We start from the raw sequence: 15835 nt of genomic DNA on the forward strand, positions 1-15835 counted from the left end.
CAACCAACTTACCTCCCAACTCAACATGCAAAGCGTGAAGAGGCGTGCGTTTTAATTCGGTCATCAGACTAACCTTTCAATCAGCGGGACTGGTCGCGAACAACCGTGACAGTGCAATGCGCGTTGCGCACGACACGGGCCAGGTTCGGGCCAATCTCGTAGTTCGGAAAATCGCCTTTGGTCGAAGCCATGACGATCAGATCAAAGCCCTCTTTGTAGGCGAGCTTCAGTATCTCACGATAGACGCTGCCTTCTTCGATATGGATCGCCACATCAGATGCACCGTTGTAATCCAGTATGGCCTGCACCGCATTGCGCACGTGGTCTTTTGCGCCTGCGCCATAGTTGGCGGGCAGGTTCGGCAACTGGATGATCTCAGGAATGACGGCAATCGCGTGCAATTCGGCACCGTAGAACTTTGCTTGTTCTTGTGCGAGCGGCAGGGCGTTCTTCCACGAACGGTCGTCGGTGTGATCAATCGGCAGCAGGATTTTCGTGGCCATCACGTCTCTCCTCGAGAAATGGAATTCTGTTTGAAGCCGGGGGGCCGGGATGGCCCCCCGTATTTTCATCCGAGATTATTCGGCGGGTGTGCCGCCTGGCTCTTCGGACTTGCCGCCCGAAGCGAAGAACTCTTTCGTCAGTTTGAAGACGATCGGGCTCAGCAGCGCCAGGGCGATCAGGTTCGGAATGGCCATCATCGCGTTCAGCGTATCGGCCAGCAGCCAGATGAAGCCCAGATCCGCTGTTGCGCCAAAATAGATCATGACGATCCACAGGACGCGGTAGGGCATCAGGGATTTCACGCCTAGCAGAAACTCAACACATTTCTCGCCATAGAAGGACCAGCCCAGAATGGTGGTAAAGGCAAAGATCGACAGAGCGATGGCGATGAGATACCCACCGATACCCGGCAGCGACAGTTCGAACGCGTGGCTGGTTAGTGCTGCACCGGATTCACCCGATGTCCACGCACCCGACGAGATGATCGCCAGACCGGTGATGGTGCAGACGATGATTGTGTCGATGAACGTACCCAGCATCGCGATCAGGCCCTGGTTGACCGGACCTTTGGTCTCGGCTGCGGCGTGTGCGATCGGAGCGGAACCCAGACCGGCTTCGTTCGAGAAGACACCACGTGCCACACCAAAGCGGATCGCGGCCCAAACGGCAGCACCCGCGAAACCACCTTCGGCGGCCGACGGGGTGAAGGCGTAGGTGAAAACAAGCGACAGAGCGGAGCCGATGTTACCGATGTTGATCAGTAGAACCAGCAGGCCTGCGACGATGTAGGCAATCGCCATGAACGGAACCAGTTTACCTGCAACCGCACCGATGCGGGTGATGCCGCCCAGGATCACGGCCGCGGTCAGAACCATCAGGACAACGCCGGTAACCGAAGTGTTCAGGCCGAAGTTCGACTCCAGAACCTGTGCAACACCATTGGCCTGTACACCGTTGCCGATGCCGAACGCCGCGATTGCGCCGAACAGAGCAAATGCAACACCCAGCCAGGCCCATTTCGCGCCGAGGCCGTTTTTGATGTAGTACATCGGGCCGCCGACATAGTTACCAAGCTCGTCTTTTTCGCGGTATTTCACCGCGCAGACAGCTTCGGCATATTTGGTGGCCATGCCCACCAGGGCGGTCATCCACATCCAGAACAAGGCGCCCGGACCGCCCAGGAAGACAGCAGTGGCCACACCAGCGATGTTGCCCGTACCGATAGTCGCAGATAGCGAGGTCATCAGTGCGTTGAACGGGCTGATCTGGCCCTCGCCCTGACCTTCGCGGCCTTTGAACAGCAGGCTGAAGCCCGTGCCAATGCGCAGGATCGGCATGAACTTCAGGCCGACCTGCAGGAAGAAGCCAACGCCGAGAATGAGAACCAGCATCAGCGGCCCCCACACGACGCCATTGATGGCCCCTACGATTGAATTTAACGCTTCCATGGTTTCCCTCCCATTTGCGTTAGGTTTATGCCCTGTTCGCCAAAGCCCGCTGGCGGGCCCGCTTAAGGGCGGCAAAGTCTTCGTCCGCGTGGAACGATGATCGGGTCAGCGGCGTTGCCGACACGTGCAAAAAGCCCTTGGAACGCGCGATCTGTTCCAGTTGGGCAAATTCTTCCGGTGTCCAGAACCGGTCAATCGGATGGTGTTTAGGGGTCGGTTGCAGATATTGGCCGACGGTCAGGAAATCGACATTGGCCGCGCGCAGGTCGTCCATGACCTGACGGACATCGTCCAGACTTTCGCCAAGCCCGACCATCAGGCCAGATTTGGTAAAAAGCTCCGGGTTCGCGCGTTTGGCATCATCCAGCAGACGCAGCGAGGTGTAATAGCGTGCACCCGGTCGCACAGTTGGATAAAGGTGCGGCACAGTTTCCAGATTGTGGTTGAAAACGTCCGGCGCCGCTTCAAATACGATCTCTGACGCAGTGCCTTTTCCAAGAAAATCGGGTGTCAGAACCTCGACAGTCGTACCGGGGTTCTGATGGCGCACGGCACGGATGGTCTGAGCGATATGCTCGGCCCCACCATCTGCTAGATCATCGCGATCGACCGAGGTGATCACCACATGAAGCAGGCCCAGTTTCTTGACGGCGGCGGCGACTCGCCCGGGTTCAAACACATCCAGAGCATCCGGGCGACCCGTTGAGACATTGCAGAACGAACAACCCCGCGTGCAAACCTCACCCATGATCATCATGGTGGCGTGGCGCTTGGACCAGCATTCGCCGATATTGGGGCAGGCGGCTTCTTCGCAGACCGTCGCCAGATCATGCTCGCGCATGAGGCGTCGTGTTTCATAGTATTCAGCGCTGTCGCCCTTTTTCTTGCGAATCCACTTGGGCTTGCGCGGGATGACACTGTCGGCCTTTTTGGCTTTTTCCGGGTGGCGGGGGCGAAGCTGGATGGTCATCTGGCTGGTCTCCCTTATGCGTGGATCGCGCGGCCCAAGGCGTCGAGGCAGGCTTCTTTGACGGCCTCGCCCATGGCCGGGTGCGCATGGCAGGTTGCAGCGACTTCGGACACCGTTGCGCCCTTTGTCATCGCCAGAACCAGTTCAGCGATTAGATCGCCGCCATGGGCTCCGCATATATGCGCACCCAGGATCTGGCCGTTCGGGTCTGCCAGAACCTTCACTGCACCGTCTGTTTCACCGGTCGAACGCGCGCGCGAGTTCGCCATGAAGGCGAATTTGCCGACCGAATACTCGGCACCGGATTCTTTCAGTGCTTCTTCGGTCAAACCAACCGAGGCGACTTCGGGGTCGGTGTACACCACGCCGGGAACAGTGTTGTAATCGACGTGGCCAGCTTCGCCTGCCAGCATTTCTACACAGGCGACACCATCTTCTTCGGCCTTGTGCGCCAGCATAGGTCCGGGAACGCAATCACCGATGGCGTAGATGGCCGGGACAGATGTCTGAAATGCGCCATCAACTTCAATGAAACCGCGTTGGTTCACGGCCACGCCCAGCTCTTCCAAACCAAGGCCACGTGTGACTGGGCGGCGACCCACGGCGATCAACACCTTGTCGGCCTCGATCACTTCTTCTTTGTCCTTGCCGACGCGGTCCACAGTTAGTGTCAGGCCAGTATCCGTTTTGTCGACGGATTTCAGTGCCCGGCCCAGCTGGAATTTCAGGCCACGTTTTGACAGCGCGCGTTGCGCCAGCTTAGCAATTTCACCATCCATGCCGGGCAGCACGCGGTCCAGATATTCGACGACCGCAACTTTGGCTCCGAGACGCGCCCAAACTTGCCCAAGTTCCAGTCCGATGACACCGGCACCGATCACCACCAGGTGCTCGGGCACACTCTCCAGCGCAATCGCGCCCGTCGAACTGAGGATATCTTGCTCGTCAATCTCAATTCCTGGCAACGGAGTAGGTTCGGAACCAGTGGCAATGAGGATGTTCTTGGCCTCATGGACTTCGTCGCCTACCTTGACCTGACCAGCGGCCGGAATACTGGCCCAACCTTCGATCAAATCAACGCCGTTTTTCTTGAACAAAAACGCAATGCCCTTGGTCAGGTCGCCTACGATCTTGTCCTTGCGTCCCATCATTGTGGGCACATCGATGCTGGCCCCCTCGACCGCAATACCGTGGGAGGAGAGATGTGCAAGTTCGGCATATTTGGCCGAGGAGGTCAGCAACGCTTTGGAGGGTATGCACCCCACATTCAAACAGGTCCCGCCAAGCGCACTGCGGCCTTCAACGCAAGCGACTGTCAGGCCCAGCTGTGCCGCGCGGATCGCGGCGACATAGCCGCCCGGACCGCCCCCGATGACAATAAGATCGTAAGTCATTTGGTCTTCTTTCAGTAGATCGGGTGGCTTGCGCAGAGCGCGCGGACCTTTTCACGGGTTTCCTTTTCGACGGTCTCGTCACCGTCAGACGATTGTGCCAGCGCGTCCAACACATCACCGATCATGTGGCCAATCTGTTTGAACTCTTCTGGTCCAAACCCACGGCTGCAGCCTGCGGCCGTACCAAGACGGATGCCGCTGGTGACAGTGGGCTTTTCGGGATCACCCGGAACGCTGTTTTTGTTGCAGGTGAATCCTGCACGCTCTAGCGCCGCTTCGGCGTCTTTGCCGGTTACGCCGATTGGGCGCAGATCAACCAGCATAAGGTGGTTTTCAGTGCCGCCCGAAACGATGTCGCACCCGCGCGCCATCATCACGTTGGCCAGTGCCGAGGCACTGTCGACAACGCGCTGCATATATTCTTTGAATTCAGGCTCCAGCGCTTCACCAAATGCGACTGCCTTGCCTGCGATCACATGCATCAGGGGGCCGCCCTGCAGACCCGGGAAAACAGCCGAGTTGATCTTTTTTGCCAGCGCTTCATCGTTTGTAAGAATAATCCCACCGCGCGGACCGCGCAGCGTCTTGTGCGTAGTCGACGTAACAATGTGTGCGTGCCCGATGGGCGAGGGATGCAGGCCAGTCGCAACCAAGCCGGCGATGTGGGCCATGTCTGCCAGAAGCCACGCGCCTACTTCGTCGGCAATGGCGCGGAAGCGTGCGAAATCGATCTTTTGCGAATAGGCCGATGCGCCTGCAATGATAAGTTTGGGCTTTTCGGCTTTCGCCAATTCTTCAACCTGATCATAGTCAATCAGCCCGGCCTGGGTCAGGCCATATTGAACCGGACGGAACCACTTGCCGGACTGGGCAGGTTTTGCGCCATGGGTCAGGTGGCCCCCAGCATCCAGCGACATACCAAGAATCGTGTCACCTGGGCTGAGTAGTGCCAGCTTAACCGCTCCGTTGGCTTGCGCGCCTGAGTGCGGCTGGACGTTTGCATATTCACAGCCAAACAGCTTCTTCAATCGATCAATGGCTTCGGCCTCAACCTCATCCACATATTCACACCCACCATAATAGCGGCGACCCGGATAGCCCTCGGCGTATTTGTTTGTAAGTACGGAACCCTGCGCATCGATCACTGCCTGAGAGACGATGTTCTCGGAAGCGATCAGTTCGATCTGTTCAGCCTGGCGTATGCCCTCGCGTGCGATCGATGCTGCGATGACGGGATCAGCCTCGGTGAGCGGTTTTGTGAACATGATCTCCTCCTGTAATCTCGTTTCCAGTGTACGAAATTTTGTTTCCTATAGTGGAATTAGTGTACGCAAGGCAACAAAAATTTCATCACAGTAAAGTTGTTTGGCTCGGGGGAAATGAGTAAGCTTTGATAAAACAAGGAGATTCCCATGTCTGAGGACAACCTGAAAGATGGTGCCGGACCGGAAGAACAGGACGAGGGGGCGGCTTTGGGTCGGTCGATCCGGGATGCACGCCGCGCAAAAGGCTGGACATTGGAGGAGGCCGGGCGCGAAGCGGGAATCGGTCGATCAACACTTTCAAAGATCGAAAACAACCAGACACGTCCAAGTTTCGAGATCGTGCGGCGGCTGACACAGGCCTTGGACATGAACACGCCACAGCTGTTCTTGCAGTCCGCTCAATCGGGAATTTCGGGGCGACGTGATTTTACGCCGAAAGGGCAAGGCGAGATAAGAAATACGCCGACCTACATGCACGAATTGCTGTGCTCGGACCTGACCAGTAAGCGAATGCTTCCTTATATCGCGACGATAAAAGCGCGTGACATATCAGAATATGAGAACTGGATCAGGCACACAGGCGAAGAATTCATGTACGTTATCAGTGGCGAGTTGATATTCGTATCCGAGCATTACCGCCCCTTACCGATGAAACCCGGAGATTCTCTGTACTACGATAGCGGTATGGGGCATGGCTGTATTTCTACGAGTAAGGAAGACGCCAGGGTCCTGTGGGTTTCGCTGGAATGACACGTTAGGCCACGGCGCTTTCGCGCAGAATACCAATACCAACCTGAGCAAACGGATATCTCATGGACCGGACTATTTTCACTGGAACTATGCCTGCCCTTATGACGCCGTGTAAGGCCGACAGGACACCTGACTTTGACGCGCTGGTCAAAAAGGGCAAAGAGATGATCGCGGCCGGCATGTCCGCTGTCGTCTATTGTGGCTCGATGGGGGATTGGCCGCTTCTGACGGATGCCCAACGGATGGAGGGCGTGGAACGACTGGTCGACGCTGGCTTGCCGGTTGTCGTGGGGACGGGTGCCATCAACTCGAATTCCGCTGTGGCGCACGCAGCACATGCACAGAAGGTCGGCGCGGCAGGGTTGATGGTTATCCCTCGGGTTCTGTCACGAGGCTCATCGGTTGCCGCGCAAAAGAACCATTTCAAGGCTATTCTTTCTGCGGCACCGGACGTGCCTGCGATCATCTACAACAGCCCTGTCTATGGGTTTGCCACTCGTGCGGATTTGTTTTTTGCACTGCGGGCCGAGCATCCGAATTTGGTTGGCTTTAAGGAGTTCGGGGGCAAGAGCGACCTGCGCTATGCCGCCGAACATATTACATCGCAGGACGATCAGGTCACTTTGATGGTAGGCGTCGATACTGAAGTCTACCATGGGTTTGTGAATTGCGGCGCCACCGGATCGATCACCGGGATAGGAACGGCGCTGCCCAAAGAGGCATTGTTGCTTGCGGCGCTTTCGAAAAAGGCAGCAGAGGGACATGCCGAAGCACGGTTGCGTGCGCGCGAACTGGACGAGGCATTTGGCGTTCTGGCAAGTTTTGACGAAGGCACGGATCTTGTTCTTTACTACAAGCATCTGCTGGTGCTGAACGGCGAAGAAGAATACCGCCTGCATTTCAATGAAACCGACGTGTTATCCGACGCCCAGAGAAATTACTGCGAGCAACAGTACAATTTGTTTAAGTCGTGGTTTACCGATTGGGTTCGTCAGGGTGGGGTCATTGCGGAATGCATGTGATTGACAGCCATACCGGTGGAATGCCCACACGGGTCATTCTGGACGGGGGGCCTGATCTGGGTTCAGGATCACTGGCTGAACGCGCCAAGCGACTGGCAACGGAACATGAGCGGTTCTACAAGTCTGTTCTACTGGAGCCACGCGGCCAGCCCGGCATGGTCGGGGCGCTCCTTGTCGAACCGGTCAGTGCTGAATGCAAAGCGGGCGTGATCTACTTTGACGCGGATGCGGTACTGGGCATGTGCGGCCATGGGACGATCGGGTTGGGCGTAACATTGGCGCATCTTGGACAGATCGAGGTTGGCGCGCACCGAATCGAAACTCCGGTAGGTGAGGTTAAGATTGATCTGCTGGACGCCAACACCGTGCAGGTCACCAACATTGAAAGCCGCCGCGTACATCATTCCGTGACGGTCGAGACTGCAGAGTATGGCCCCGTCACCGGCGATGTCGCTTATGGCGGCAATTGGTTCTTCATTGTCGAGCCAAGCCCGATCCCGGTTGCGCCTGAGAACATTCGCCCGCTGACCGACATGGCTATCGCAATTCGCGAAGCCTGCATTGCGCAAGAAGTTGGTGGCGAAAATGGCGAGCCGGTTGATCACGTGATCTTTCAGGGCACCTCACCGAATGCAGGTATTCATAGCAGAAACTTTGTTCTGTGCCCCGACGATGACTATGACCGCTCGCCTTGCGGCACCGGCAGCTCGGCCCGGCTGGCCTGCCTCGCGGCCAGTCGGCGCTTGTCCGCTGGGGAAGAAATCGTTCAGGAAAGCATCATCGGAAGTTCGTACAGGCTGTCCTATCAGCCGGGGCAGGGCGGAGGCATTGTTCCCCAGCTAACTGGCCAGGCGCATGTGATGGCAGAGGGTAAGCTCTTCTTTGCGCAGAATGATCCGTTTCAATTTGGTATTGCGCGTTGACGCAGGGAGACGAGCAAGACGGAATCCCATTCGGGCGTCGTGTTCAGAAAATCGTATCAGGTGGACAAACCGGCGTAGACACTGCCGCATTGGAGTTTGCCCGCGCAAACGGCATCCCTTACGGCGGCTGGGTGCCGAAGGGTCGAACAAATGAGGATGGGCTGATCCCGGCTCATCTCAGCGGGCTTGTTGAAACGAAGTCTGAAGATGTCGCTGAACGGACAAGGCTCAACGTCTTTGCCAGTGACGCCACGCTTGTTTTTATCGACGGGTCAGACAGTCCCGGCACGCGGAAAACGGTTGAGTTTGCAGTTGATGCTGAAAAACCGCATCTGGTGGTGGATATCAGAAAAGGAAAGGCCGATTGCGCGCAACAGATACGTGCTTGGCTGAGCGCCAACCCTGTAACAGTTCTGAACATTGCAGGCCCGCGCGCTTCGGAGGCCCCCGAGATTGGTCCGCGTGTGCACGAGGTGCTGGACGCTTGTCTGGATCAGTTCATTCAGCCCAAATAATCGCGCAGCGCTGGCGGAGGATTGTTGAAGAGTGTCTCGGTCTCAGCAGGTGGATGTGCGATTTGATCCGCAACCAATACGGTTTGGTCGGTTATCCGAAGCGCATCCCGTGGGTCGTGGCTGACCATAAGCAGGGTGGTTTTGGTCTCGGCAACCAGTTCTGCGACCAGATCCAGCATCTCAGTTTTCAAGGCGGGTCCCAGCGCTGCAAAAGGTTCGTCGAGCAATAACACCTGACGCTTTTGCACAAGGATCCTCGCCAGCGCCACGCGGCTTTGCTGACCACCTGACAATTCGGCGGGCTTTCTGGCCACCTTTCCCTGCAGGCCAACGCGGCCGAGGGCCGATTGAATGTGGTGTTGGTCGTCTGCGGTCAAACCTCCATTGGGCCTTAGGCCCAGGGCAACATTCTGTTCTGCGCTCAGGTGAGGAAACAGGTTTCCGTCCTGAAACAGCATTGCAATCGGTCGACTGCCTGGTGGTAATGTCGACAGGTCATGATCCTTCCAGTGGATGTGCCCACTTCTCAGGTCTCGAAAACCCGCGATAGTTTCAAGAAGTGTTGATTTTCCTGCCCCCGACGGACCGATGATCGCAACGCTGGATCCGGCCTTGACTTCAAAGTCAGCGCTTAATTGGAAGTCGCCATTTGCGATGATGCAATTATCAAGCTTCAGCATGCCAGCGACCCCCTCGATCCAGAACCCAGAAAACACTCATCGATAGTATAAGCAGCAGCAGCGCGCCTCCTGCTGCGGCCTGCATCTGGTAGGCGCCCATCAGGCGGTAGATTTGCAGGGGCAGCGTCGCGATCTGCGCATCTGCAAACAGGGCGATCACACCCAGATCACCCATGGACAGTGCCGCCGTCAGGCCCGCGGCAAAACCGATCTGGGGGCGCAGGCGCGGAAGCATGACACGCAAGAAAAAGGACCAGTTGTTCATGTTCAGGGCCAGTGCCAACCGCCCGTGCCGTTCCAACACATCGCGCGCTGCGGGAACCAAAATTCGAAGGGCGAAGGGGAGGGCCATAACCGCGTTCACAAGCGCGGTTACCGGCAACGCGAGAGTTGTAGGATTGGCCAGCGGGCGGATCAGAATAAAGAGACCCGTACCAATGACCAAGGGCGAGGCGGCGAGGCCAAGAAGTCCGCCAAGTTCGACGATGCCGAACCGGCCTGTCGCGACAGCTGTCGCCATGGGCAGGGCCAGCAGTAATAGGAGGATGGTACTGGCGGCGGCAACACAGATTGAAATTATAGCGGCACGGAATACCAAAACCGGCATCTCAAACAGCCCAGCGATACCCGAAATCGTGACGGATGCCAGAGGTAGCAGCAGGAACGCGGCGGCGGTGATAATCCAAAACGCATCCAGCAGCGGTCCTCGGCCATCCCAGCGCCGGATCTCACGATTCAGGCCGGTACCGAACCCGTCGCCGCGCGAGAACTTTAAGGCTGCCAACGCAGCCGCTGCAGTCAGGACAAGTTGCAAAGCGGATAATAAGGCGGCGCGCCCTAAGTCAAAATCATATGTAAAGGCCTGATAGATCGCGAGTTCAATCGTGGTGGCGCGCGGCCCTCCACCCAGCGTCAGGGCAACAGCAAAACTGGTCAGGCAAATGGCGAAGATCACGGCCAACACTCCGGGCAGAATGCGGCGAAGCATTGGCAGTTCGATCAAACGGAACATTGCCATTCCTTCGCACCCAAGTTGGGCCGCTAGCCGGAAACGCTCGGCAGGGATCTCCTGCCAACCCTGCAAGATCAGGCGTGTTGCCAGAGGTAGATTAAAAAATACGTGGGCCAGAACGACACCGTGCAGCCCATAGATTCGAATGGGCGGCAGACCGAAATAGCCCAACGCGTCCGAGATCCATCCTGCCCGGCCAAAGACCTGAAGCAATCCCAGAATGGCGACGATGACCGGCAGGATGAAAGGTGCACCCAACAGCGTGATCAGGACGCGCCTGCCGGTGAACCGGCGGCGGGCCAGCGCGCGGGCGACCGGAATAGCCAGACCAGCGCTGAACACTGCAGAGAGTGTTGCTTGCAACAGGGTGAAGCGTAAGGCTGCCCAGTCGGCTGGACCAAACCCGCCGCCTGCATCTGCCCGCACCGCCACCATGAACAACGTGCCCAATATCAGTGCGGCAACGATGGCCGCCGCACTGACACCGGGGAGTGGGTTTACTGGCTGAGTGCGCCCAACCATTCCGAAAGCGCCTGTTCCCGCGCAATGGCGGCTTGGTCCTGATCAAACAGCAGAGACTTCTGAGGGATCGTTAGAGTTTCAAAACCTTCGGGCAGACCGGAAGATGGAGTTACGGCAGGGTACATCCAGTTGGTCGTTGGAATGATCGTCTGAAACGCGTCAGACACCATGAAGTTCAGAAACTGATCTGCCAGCTCGGGCTGATCGGAATTGGCTAGCTTGGCCGCAACCTCGACCTGCATATAATGGCCTTCGTCAAAGGCTGCCGCTGCTTTGCTGGCATCTTCCTCGGCAATCAGGTGATAGGCTGGCGAGGTCGTATAGCTTAGAACCATGTCGGCCTCACCTTCAAGGAACAAGCCATATGACTCGGACCAGCCCTTGGTCACCGTCACGATATTGTCAGCAAGGTCAGCCCAGATTTCTTGGGCTTCATCGCGATACGCGGCCTTGACCCACAGCAGAAGACCCAGCCCCGGTGTCGATGAACGCGGATCCTGAATGATGATCTTGATGTCACTATCTGCCAACTCTCGGAAGCTGGTAGGAGCGGCAAAATCTGCATTGTGAACAAATGCAAAGTAACCCCAGTCGTAGGGGGCAAAAACTGTGTCGGTCCACTCGATGGGCAGTGCATACTCGGCAGTGACTGAATGAGGTGCAAACAGGCCGGTTTCTTTAGCTGCCGATATCAAGTTGGTATCCAAACCCAATACAATATCGGCGTCGCTGTTTTCGCCTTCCAGCCGAATGCGTGACAGCAGTGCCGCGCCATCTTCGACGCCGACAAGGTTCAGGTCGCATTCGCATTGCGCTTCAAACGCCTCTTCGACCTTCGGGCCGGGGCCCCAGTCCGAAACGAAGCTGTCGTAAGTATATACGGTCAACGTGGGCTTATCGGCTGCCACAGCCGAAGTCGCAGTCAGTATTCCCGCAGCAATTGCCAGATGTTTCATATCATCCTCCAATGCGGCGAGAGGGTAAGGATGGATGAAACCTGTACCTTTCCCTCCGCCGGTTCTAGCCGGTTCAGGTTCAACGGGTTTGCCAATTGGCATCTCAGCGCGGTCTTTAGCGCACCCCGAGGTAGGGTCGTGATTAGGGGGATGAGAGGATGATTTCAACCGAAATCGTTAGGTTCTCGTTCAATAAGCATTGAATGAAATACCATAAGAACGAGCCACGAAGCCAGAGAAGTCCTTTAGGAGATATGCGCATATTTGACGCGCATATAGTATATTGATATTCTCAGGCACATGGAGGCCAAGAAAGAATGAACACTCAACCACGCAAACCGACCAATCTATCACTTGATAGCGCATTGCTCACCGAGGCCAGAGCGCTGAACGTGAACCTGTCGCGTGCCGCCGAAGAAGGATTGCGTGCCGCCGTTGCCGCTGCGAAGGCAGCACAGTGGAGGGCCGAAAACGCGGAGGCACTGCTAAGCTCAAACTCGTATGTTGAACGGCACGGGTTGCCCTTGGATGGCTTTCGTCAGTTCTGATGCCGAAATACGATGTATTCCACAACCCATCCGGCGATGGCTATCTTCTGGATGTGCAAACCGATCTTCTGAGCGATCTGAATACCCGCATGGTGGTGCCGCTTTTACCAAAAGCACATGCGCCGAAACCAGCGACCCGCCTCAACCCTGAGTTCCTGATAGATGGTGAGCAGGTTGTAATGGTGACCCAGTTCATGGCTGCTGTTCCTGTGGGGCTCCTCAAATCACCAGTGGGTCATCTGAAAGATGATTTCGAGCAGATCACCGTGGCCGTAGACATGCTGATGCAAGGGTTCTGAACGACAATGGCTGGCCTCATTGGCCAGCCATCTTGCACGCATAACACCGGTCAGGTGTTATGCTTCTGCTCTACTTGTCGCGCAGTACCACGACACTGCAATGTGCATGGCGGACAACACGTGCAGCCGTTGAACCGATCAGATAGTCCGAAAGGCCCGGTTGGTGTGACGCCACCACTATGCAGTCCACTTTGTGTTCTTCGGCCCAATCCAGAATGGAATTTGTTGGATGACCTGTAACAACATGAGTGCCGATCTTCGGAGACTCCATCGATGCGTTCAGTTTGTCCTCAAAATCAGAAACGCTTTTCTGAACCTGCTCGGGTGGAAAGTACGACCCGATATACGAAGGTAGTTCTTCGAGAACGGACAGCACCGATACTGTCCCGCCATCCGTCAGCAAGCGGCTTGCTGCATCCAGAGATTTGGCACAGTCGTTGATGTGATCAGGGGCGACTGGAACGAGGATATGGTTATACATCTGTACCTCCGGATTATTTCAGGATGTTGGGCAACCAGGTGGCGATCTGCGGGAAGATGAAGATCAGTGTCAGGCCAACGAACTGGAGTGCCACAAACGGGCCAACCGAATTGTAGACATCCCCCATGCTGACATCCTTGGGCAGAACCCCTTTGATCCAGAACAGCACAAAACCGAACGGAGGTGTCAGGTAAGCGATTTGGATGTTCACGATGAACAGCGCGCCAAACCACAGCTTGTCGATCCCCAATTCGTCGATAATCGGGATGAACAGTGGTGTGCAAAGCATGATGATGGCCCAATCATCCATCACCATACCCAGGACGAGGATGATCAGCATCATCATCAGCAGGATGCCGGTTGCACCGCCGGGCATGGAAAGAACCAGATTGGTCAGCAGGTCCTGGCTGCCAAGCGTGTTGAACACATTAAGATAGACGGTGGCACCAATCAGAATCCAAAGCCCCATACCGCTGAGCTTCAAGGTGGACACCAACGATTCCCTCAGCACCTCCCAGGTCAGTTTGCCGTAGATCAGGTTGATGACAAAGGCGCCTGCGGCACCAAATGCGGCAGCTTCCGCCGGTGTTGCGATACCGCCCCAGATGACGCCCAGAACGATGATGATGAGTAAGGCAAACGGCCAGATGCTGAGAACGGCGGTCAGTTTTTCGGTGCGGGTGAATTTCTGATCAGCGGGCAGGGCGGGGCCCAGCTCGGGCTGGATTTTACAACGTACGCCGATGTAGATCGTGTAGAACGTGGCCAGCATCAGACCGGGCAGCAACCCCGCCATGAACAGGTCACCGATCGAAACCTTGGCCAGCAATCCATAGAAGATGAACGGAACGCTTGGTGGGATCAGAGCACCCAACGCACCGCCTGCCGCGATACAACCGATCGCGATACGGCGATCATATTTGTAGCGCATCATCGAAGGATAGGCGATCTGACCCATCGTGGTGGTCGCCGGCGGTGTGATGCCGGTGATTGCGGCAAAAACAGTACAGACCTGAACTGTACCCATCGCGAGACCACCATGAATGTGGCCGATCAGCTTGTAAACGGCGTCATAGGCCGTTTCGGCTATCCCCGAAAATCTTATGAGTGAGCCCATGAACAGGAACAATGGCACTGTGACCAGTACCGAATTCCAAGGCGTTGAATAGAATGCACTGGGTACGGACAACAGCGCGCGAGGTTCGAAAACCAGGGCAAATAGAACCGCTGTTCCGCCCAAGCCGAACGCAACCGGCAGCCCCATGAAAAGGATCCCAAACAGTATTAAGAAATACAGCGCTGTAATTAGTTCGAGGCTCATGATCTTTAGTTTCCCTACCTAGTGGCCGTTCGCGCGGTCTTTGCCGGGTTGTGTGTCAGCAGTGCTTTTAACACTGACATGCGCCCGTCTGGTCCGCTGGCCCGACGATCGGGCCAGCGAAGGAGTTTTAGCTATATTGGAAAGATGACATTGCGCGGGATTATTGCGCGTTCGCCTTGTCTTCCAGGAACCTCTTGAAGATTTCCACGCCTTTGGCGTTGCCCTCGGATGCGGCTGCAACCTGCGGCCACACTTCGGCAATGGATTTCTCGCGCATACGAGCAACTTCTTCATCGCTCAGCTCGATTACTTCACCACCGGCATCGCGCAGGATTTGAAGCGCTTCTTCGACACCTTCCGCATGCATGCGGCTGGTTTCGAAATAGGTTTCTTCAAAAACTCCGTTGATCTTTTCGCGCTGCCAGTCGGTCAGGGCGTTCCAGCTCTGCAGGTTGATGAAGATCTCCTGGTGCTGAGCAGGGTTCCAGCCGGGCATGATCGCATAGTCGATAACTTCCTGGAACGACATGTCATCGATGCCGCCTGTATCCCAGTAGGTGCCTTCGATGGTGCCCAGTTTGATTGCGGTGTAAATCTCACCACCGTTCATCGAGACCGGCGCGCCGCCCATGGTCGAGTGGAAGATGGCCTGGGGTCCACCGGCGCGCATCTTGCGGCCTTCCAGATCTTCCAGTTTTTCGACACGGAACTTGGTGAACATTGCGTTCGGTCCCTGGTTGGTCCAGCCTGCCCACTGCAGGTTCCGCGCGTTGGCGGCCTCTTGCACGATGTCACCAACGCGGTAGTCGGGGTTGCCCCACATCACTTCCCACGCTTCTTCGGTGTTGTCGGCGCCCATGGCCATGCCAAACGCCAGCATGCCTTCGGGCATGTCGCCACCATAGACTGAACCCCAGCCCGCGTAGCCATCGGTCAGACCAGCAGCCGCTGCGCCAAAGGCCTCTGCACCACTGACCAGCGCCCCTGCGGGCTCAACACGGATTTTGACCGTGCCTTCAGTCGCTTTTTCAACTGCTTCAACCCAAGGGATCAGGCCATTGTCCCAGCCGGCATCGGTCTGGTCAAATGCGGGCTGGAAGGTCCACTCGGTTACTTCATCCGGCGGCCCATCTTGTGCGACGGCAATGCTTGCGGTCACGGCTATGGCGCCTGCCCACATGGTTGTGTGCACAAACCTGTTTGGTTTCATGTTAATTCCTCCTCG

Annotated in this window: 17 protein-coding genes and 1 riboswitch; of the genes, 6 read left to right on the forward strand and 11 right to left on the reverse strand. The window is 56.6% G+C overall.

The genetic code is table 11. From position 1 onward, the window contains the following. Positions 1 to 80 precede the first annotated feature (80 nt). The 5 genes from AC2TEM_RS05000 to glyA form a co-directional block, all read right to left on the reverse strand. Entirely contained in the window at positions 81 to 503 is a 423-nt protein-coding gene (locus tag AC2TEM_RS05000) for a universal stress protein (protein WP_170422492.1), read from the reverse strand. A 75-nt stretch (positions 504 to 578) separates the two neighbouring features. Next, positions 579 to 1952 carry an alanine/glycine:cation symporter family protein gene (locus AC2TEM_RS05005; protein WP_170393738.1) on the reverse strand — a complete coding sequence of 458 codons (1374 nt, stop codon included), beginning with the start codon at positions 1950 to 1952 and terminating at the stop codon, positions 579 to 581. Positions 1953 to 1977: 25 nt separating this feature from the next. Continuing rightward, the gene (lipA, locus tag AC2TEM_RS05010; RefSeq protein ID WP_170422494.1) at positions 1978 to 2922 is read right to left on the reverse strand and encodes a lipoyl synthase; all 945 of its coding nucleotides are present in this window, start codon (positions 2920 to 2922) and stop codon (positions 1978 to 1980) included. 14 nt (positions 2923 to 2936) lie between these two features. Further along, positions 2937 to 4316, reverse strand: coding sequence for a dihydrolipoyl dehydrogenase (gene lpdA, locus AC2TEM_RS05015; protein WP_480856019.1), 1380 nt, complete (start codon positions 4314 to 4316; stop codon positions 2937 to 2939). 11 nt (positions 4317 to 4327) lie between these two features. Further along, on the reverse strand, positions 4328 to 5581 hold the full coding sequence (glyA, locus tag AC2TEM_RS05020; RefSeq protein WP_170422498.1) for a serine hydroxymethyltransferase: 1254 nt from the start codon (positions 5579 to 5581) through the stop codon (positions 4328 to 4330). A gap of 147 nt (positions 5582 to 5728) precedes the next feature. On the opposite strand from glyA, the gene AC2TEM_RS05025 reads away from it, so the two are divergent. From AC2TEM_RS05025 to AC2TEM_RS05040, 4 genes are all read left to right on the forward strand, one after another. Next, on the forward strand, positions 5729 to 6331 hold the full coding sequence (locus tag AC2TEM_RS05025) for a helix-turn-helix domain-containing protein (RefSeq protein ID WP_170393747.1): 603 nt from the start codon (positions 5729 to 5731) through the stop codon (positions 6329 to 6331). A gap of 62 nt (positions 6332 to 6393) precedes the next feature. Further along, positions 6394 to 7353: a dihydrodipicolinate synthase family protein gene (locus AC2TEM_RS05030; RefSeq protein ID WP_170422500.1), complete on the forward strand. Its 960-nt coding sequence runs from the start codon at positions 6394 to 6396 to the stop codon at positions 7351 to 7353. Further along, complete coding sequence (locus AC2TEM_RS05035; protein ID WP_170422502.1) at positions 7344 to 8276, forward strand: 4-hydroxyproline epimerase; 933 nt, start codon at positions 7344 to 7346, stop codon at positions 8274 to 8276. Before AC2TEM_RS05030 ends, AC2TEM_RS05035 begins: the two co-directional genes overlap by 10 nt. After that, a complete protein-coding gene (locus AC2TEM_RS05040) occupies positions 8273 to 8791 on the forward strand; it encodes a putative molybdenum carrier protein (RefSeq protein WP_170422505.1) in 519 nt (172 codons plus the stop codon). Before AC2TEM_RS05035 ends, AC2TEM_RS05040 begins: the two co-directional genes overlap by 4 nt. Here AC2TEM_RS05040 and AC2TEM_RS05045 read toward each other — a convergent pair. Genes AC2TEM_RS05045 through thiB form a run of 3 tightly spaced genes read right to left on the reverse strand, consistent with a single transcriptional unit; the run spans position 8779 to position 11961 of the window. Beyond that, a complete protein-coding gene (locus tag AC2TEM_RS05045) occupies positions 8779 to 9471 on the reverse strand; it encodes an ATP-binding cassette domain-containing protein (RefSeq protein ID WP_170422507.1) in 693 nt (230 codons plus the stop codon). The genes AC2TEM_RS05040 and AC2TEM_RS05045 overlap by 13 nt on opposite strands. Continuing rightward, the gene (locus AC2TEM_RS05050; RefSeq protein WP_170422509.1) at positions 9458 to 11005 is read right to left on the reverse strand and encodes a thiamine/thiamine pyrophosphate ABC transporter permease ThiP; all 1548 of its coding nucleotides are present in this window, start codon (positions 11003 to 11005) and stop codon (positions 9458 to 9460) included. Before AC2TEM_RS05050 ends, AC2TEM_RS05045 begins: the two co-directional genes overlap by 14 nt. Then, a complete protein-coding gene (gene thiB / locus AC2TEM_RS05055) occupies positions 10981 to 11961 on the reverse strand; it encodes a thiamine ABC transporter substrate binding subunit (RefSeq protein WP_170422511.1) in 981 nt (326 codons plus the stop codon). The genes AC2TEM_RS05050 and thiB overlap by 25 nt, the downstream gene beginning before the upstream one ends. A gap of 32 nt (positions 11962 to 11993) precedes the next feature. Next, a riboswitch (TPP riboswitch) is annotated at positions 11994 to 12099 on the reverse strand. 179 nt (positions 12100 to 12278) lie between these two features. Here thiB and AC2TEM_RS05060 point away from each other — a divergent pair. Beyond that, complete coding sequence (locus AC2TEM_RS05060) at positions 12279 to 12509, forward strand: type II toxin-antitoxin system CcdA family antitoxin (protein ID WP_170422513.1); 231 nt, start codon at positions 12279 to 12281, stop codon at positions 12507 to 12509. Continuing rightward, complete coding sequence (locus AC2TEM_RS05065; protein WP_170422515.1) at positions 12509 to 12808, forward strand: CcdB family protein; 300 nt, start codon at positions 12509 to 12511, stop codon at positions 12806 to 12808. Before AC2TEM_RS05060 ends, AC2TEM_RS05065 begins: the two co-directional genes overlap by 1 nt. Before the next feature lie 70 nt (positions 12809 to 12878). Here the strand turns inward: AC2TEM_RS05065 and AC2TEM_RS05070 are convergent, their stop codons facing one another. From AC2TEM_RS05070 to AC2TEM_RS05080, 3 genes are all read right to left on the reverse strand, one after another. After that, a complete protein-coding gene (locus AC2TEM_RS05070; protein WP_170422517.1) occupies positions 12879 to 13289 on the reverse strand; it encodes a universal stress protein in 411 nt (136 codons plus the stop codon). A gap of 13 nt (positions 13290 to 13302) precedes the next feature. Next, positions 13303 to 14610, reverse strand: coding sequence for a TRAP transporter large permease (locus AC2TEM_RS05075; RefSeq protein ID WP_170393768.1), 1308 nt, complete (start codon positions 14608 to 14610; stop codon positions 13303 to 13305). A gap of 160 nt (positions 14611 to 14770) precedes the next feature. Next, positions 14771 to 15820 carry a TRAP transporter substrate-binding protein gene (locus AC2TEM_RS05080; RefSeq protein WP_170393770.1) on the reverse strand — a complete coding sequence of 350 codons (1050 nt, stop codon included), beginning with the start codon at positions 15818 to 15820 and terminating at the stop codon, positions 14771 to 14773. Positions 15821 to 15835 lie beyond the last annotated feature (15 nt).

Source organism: Ruegeria sp. HKCCD3925 (assembly GCF_057221175.1).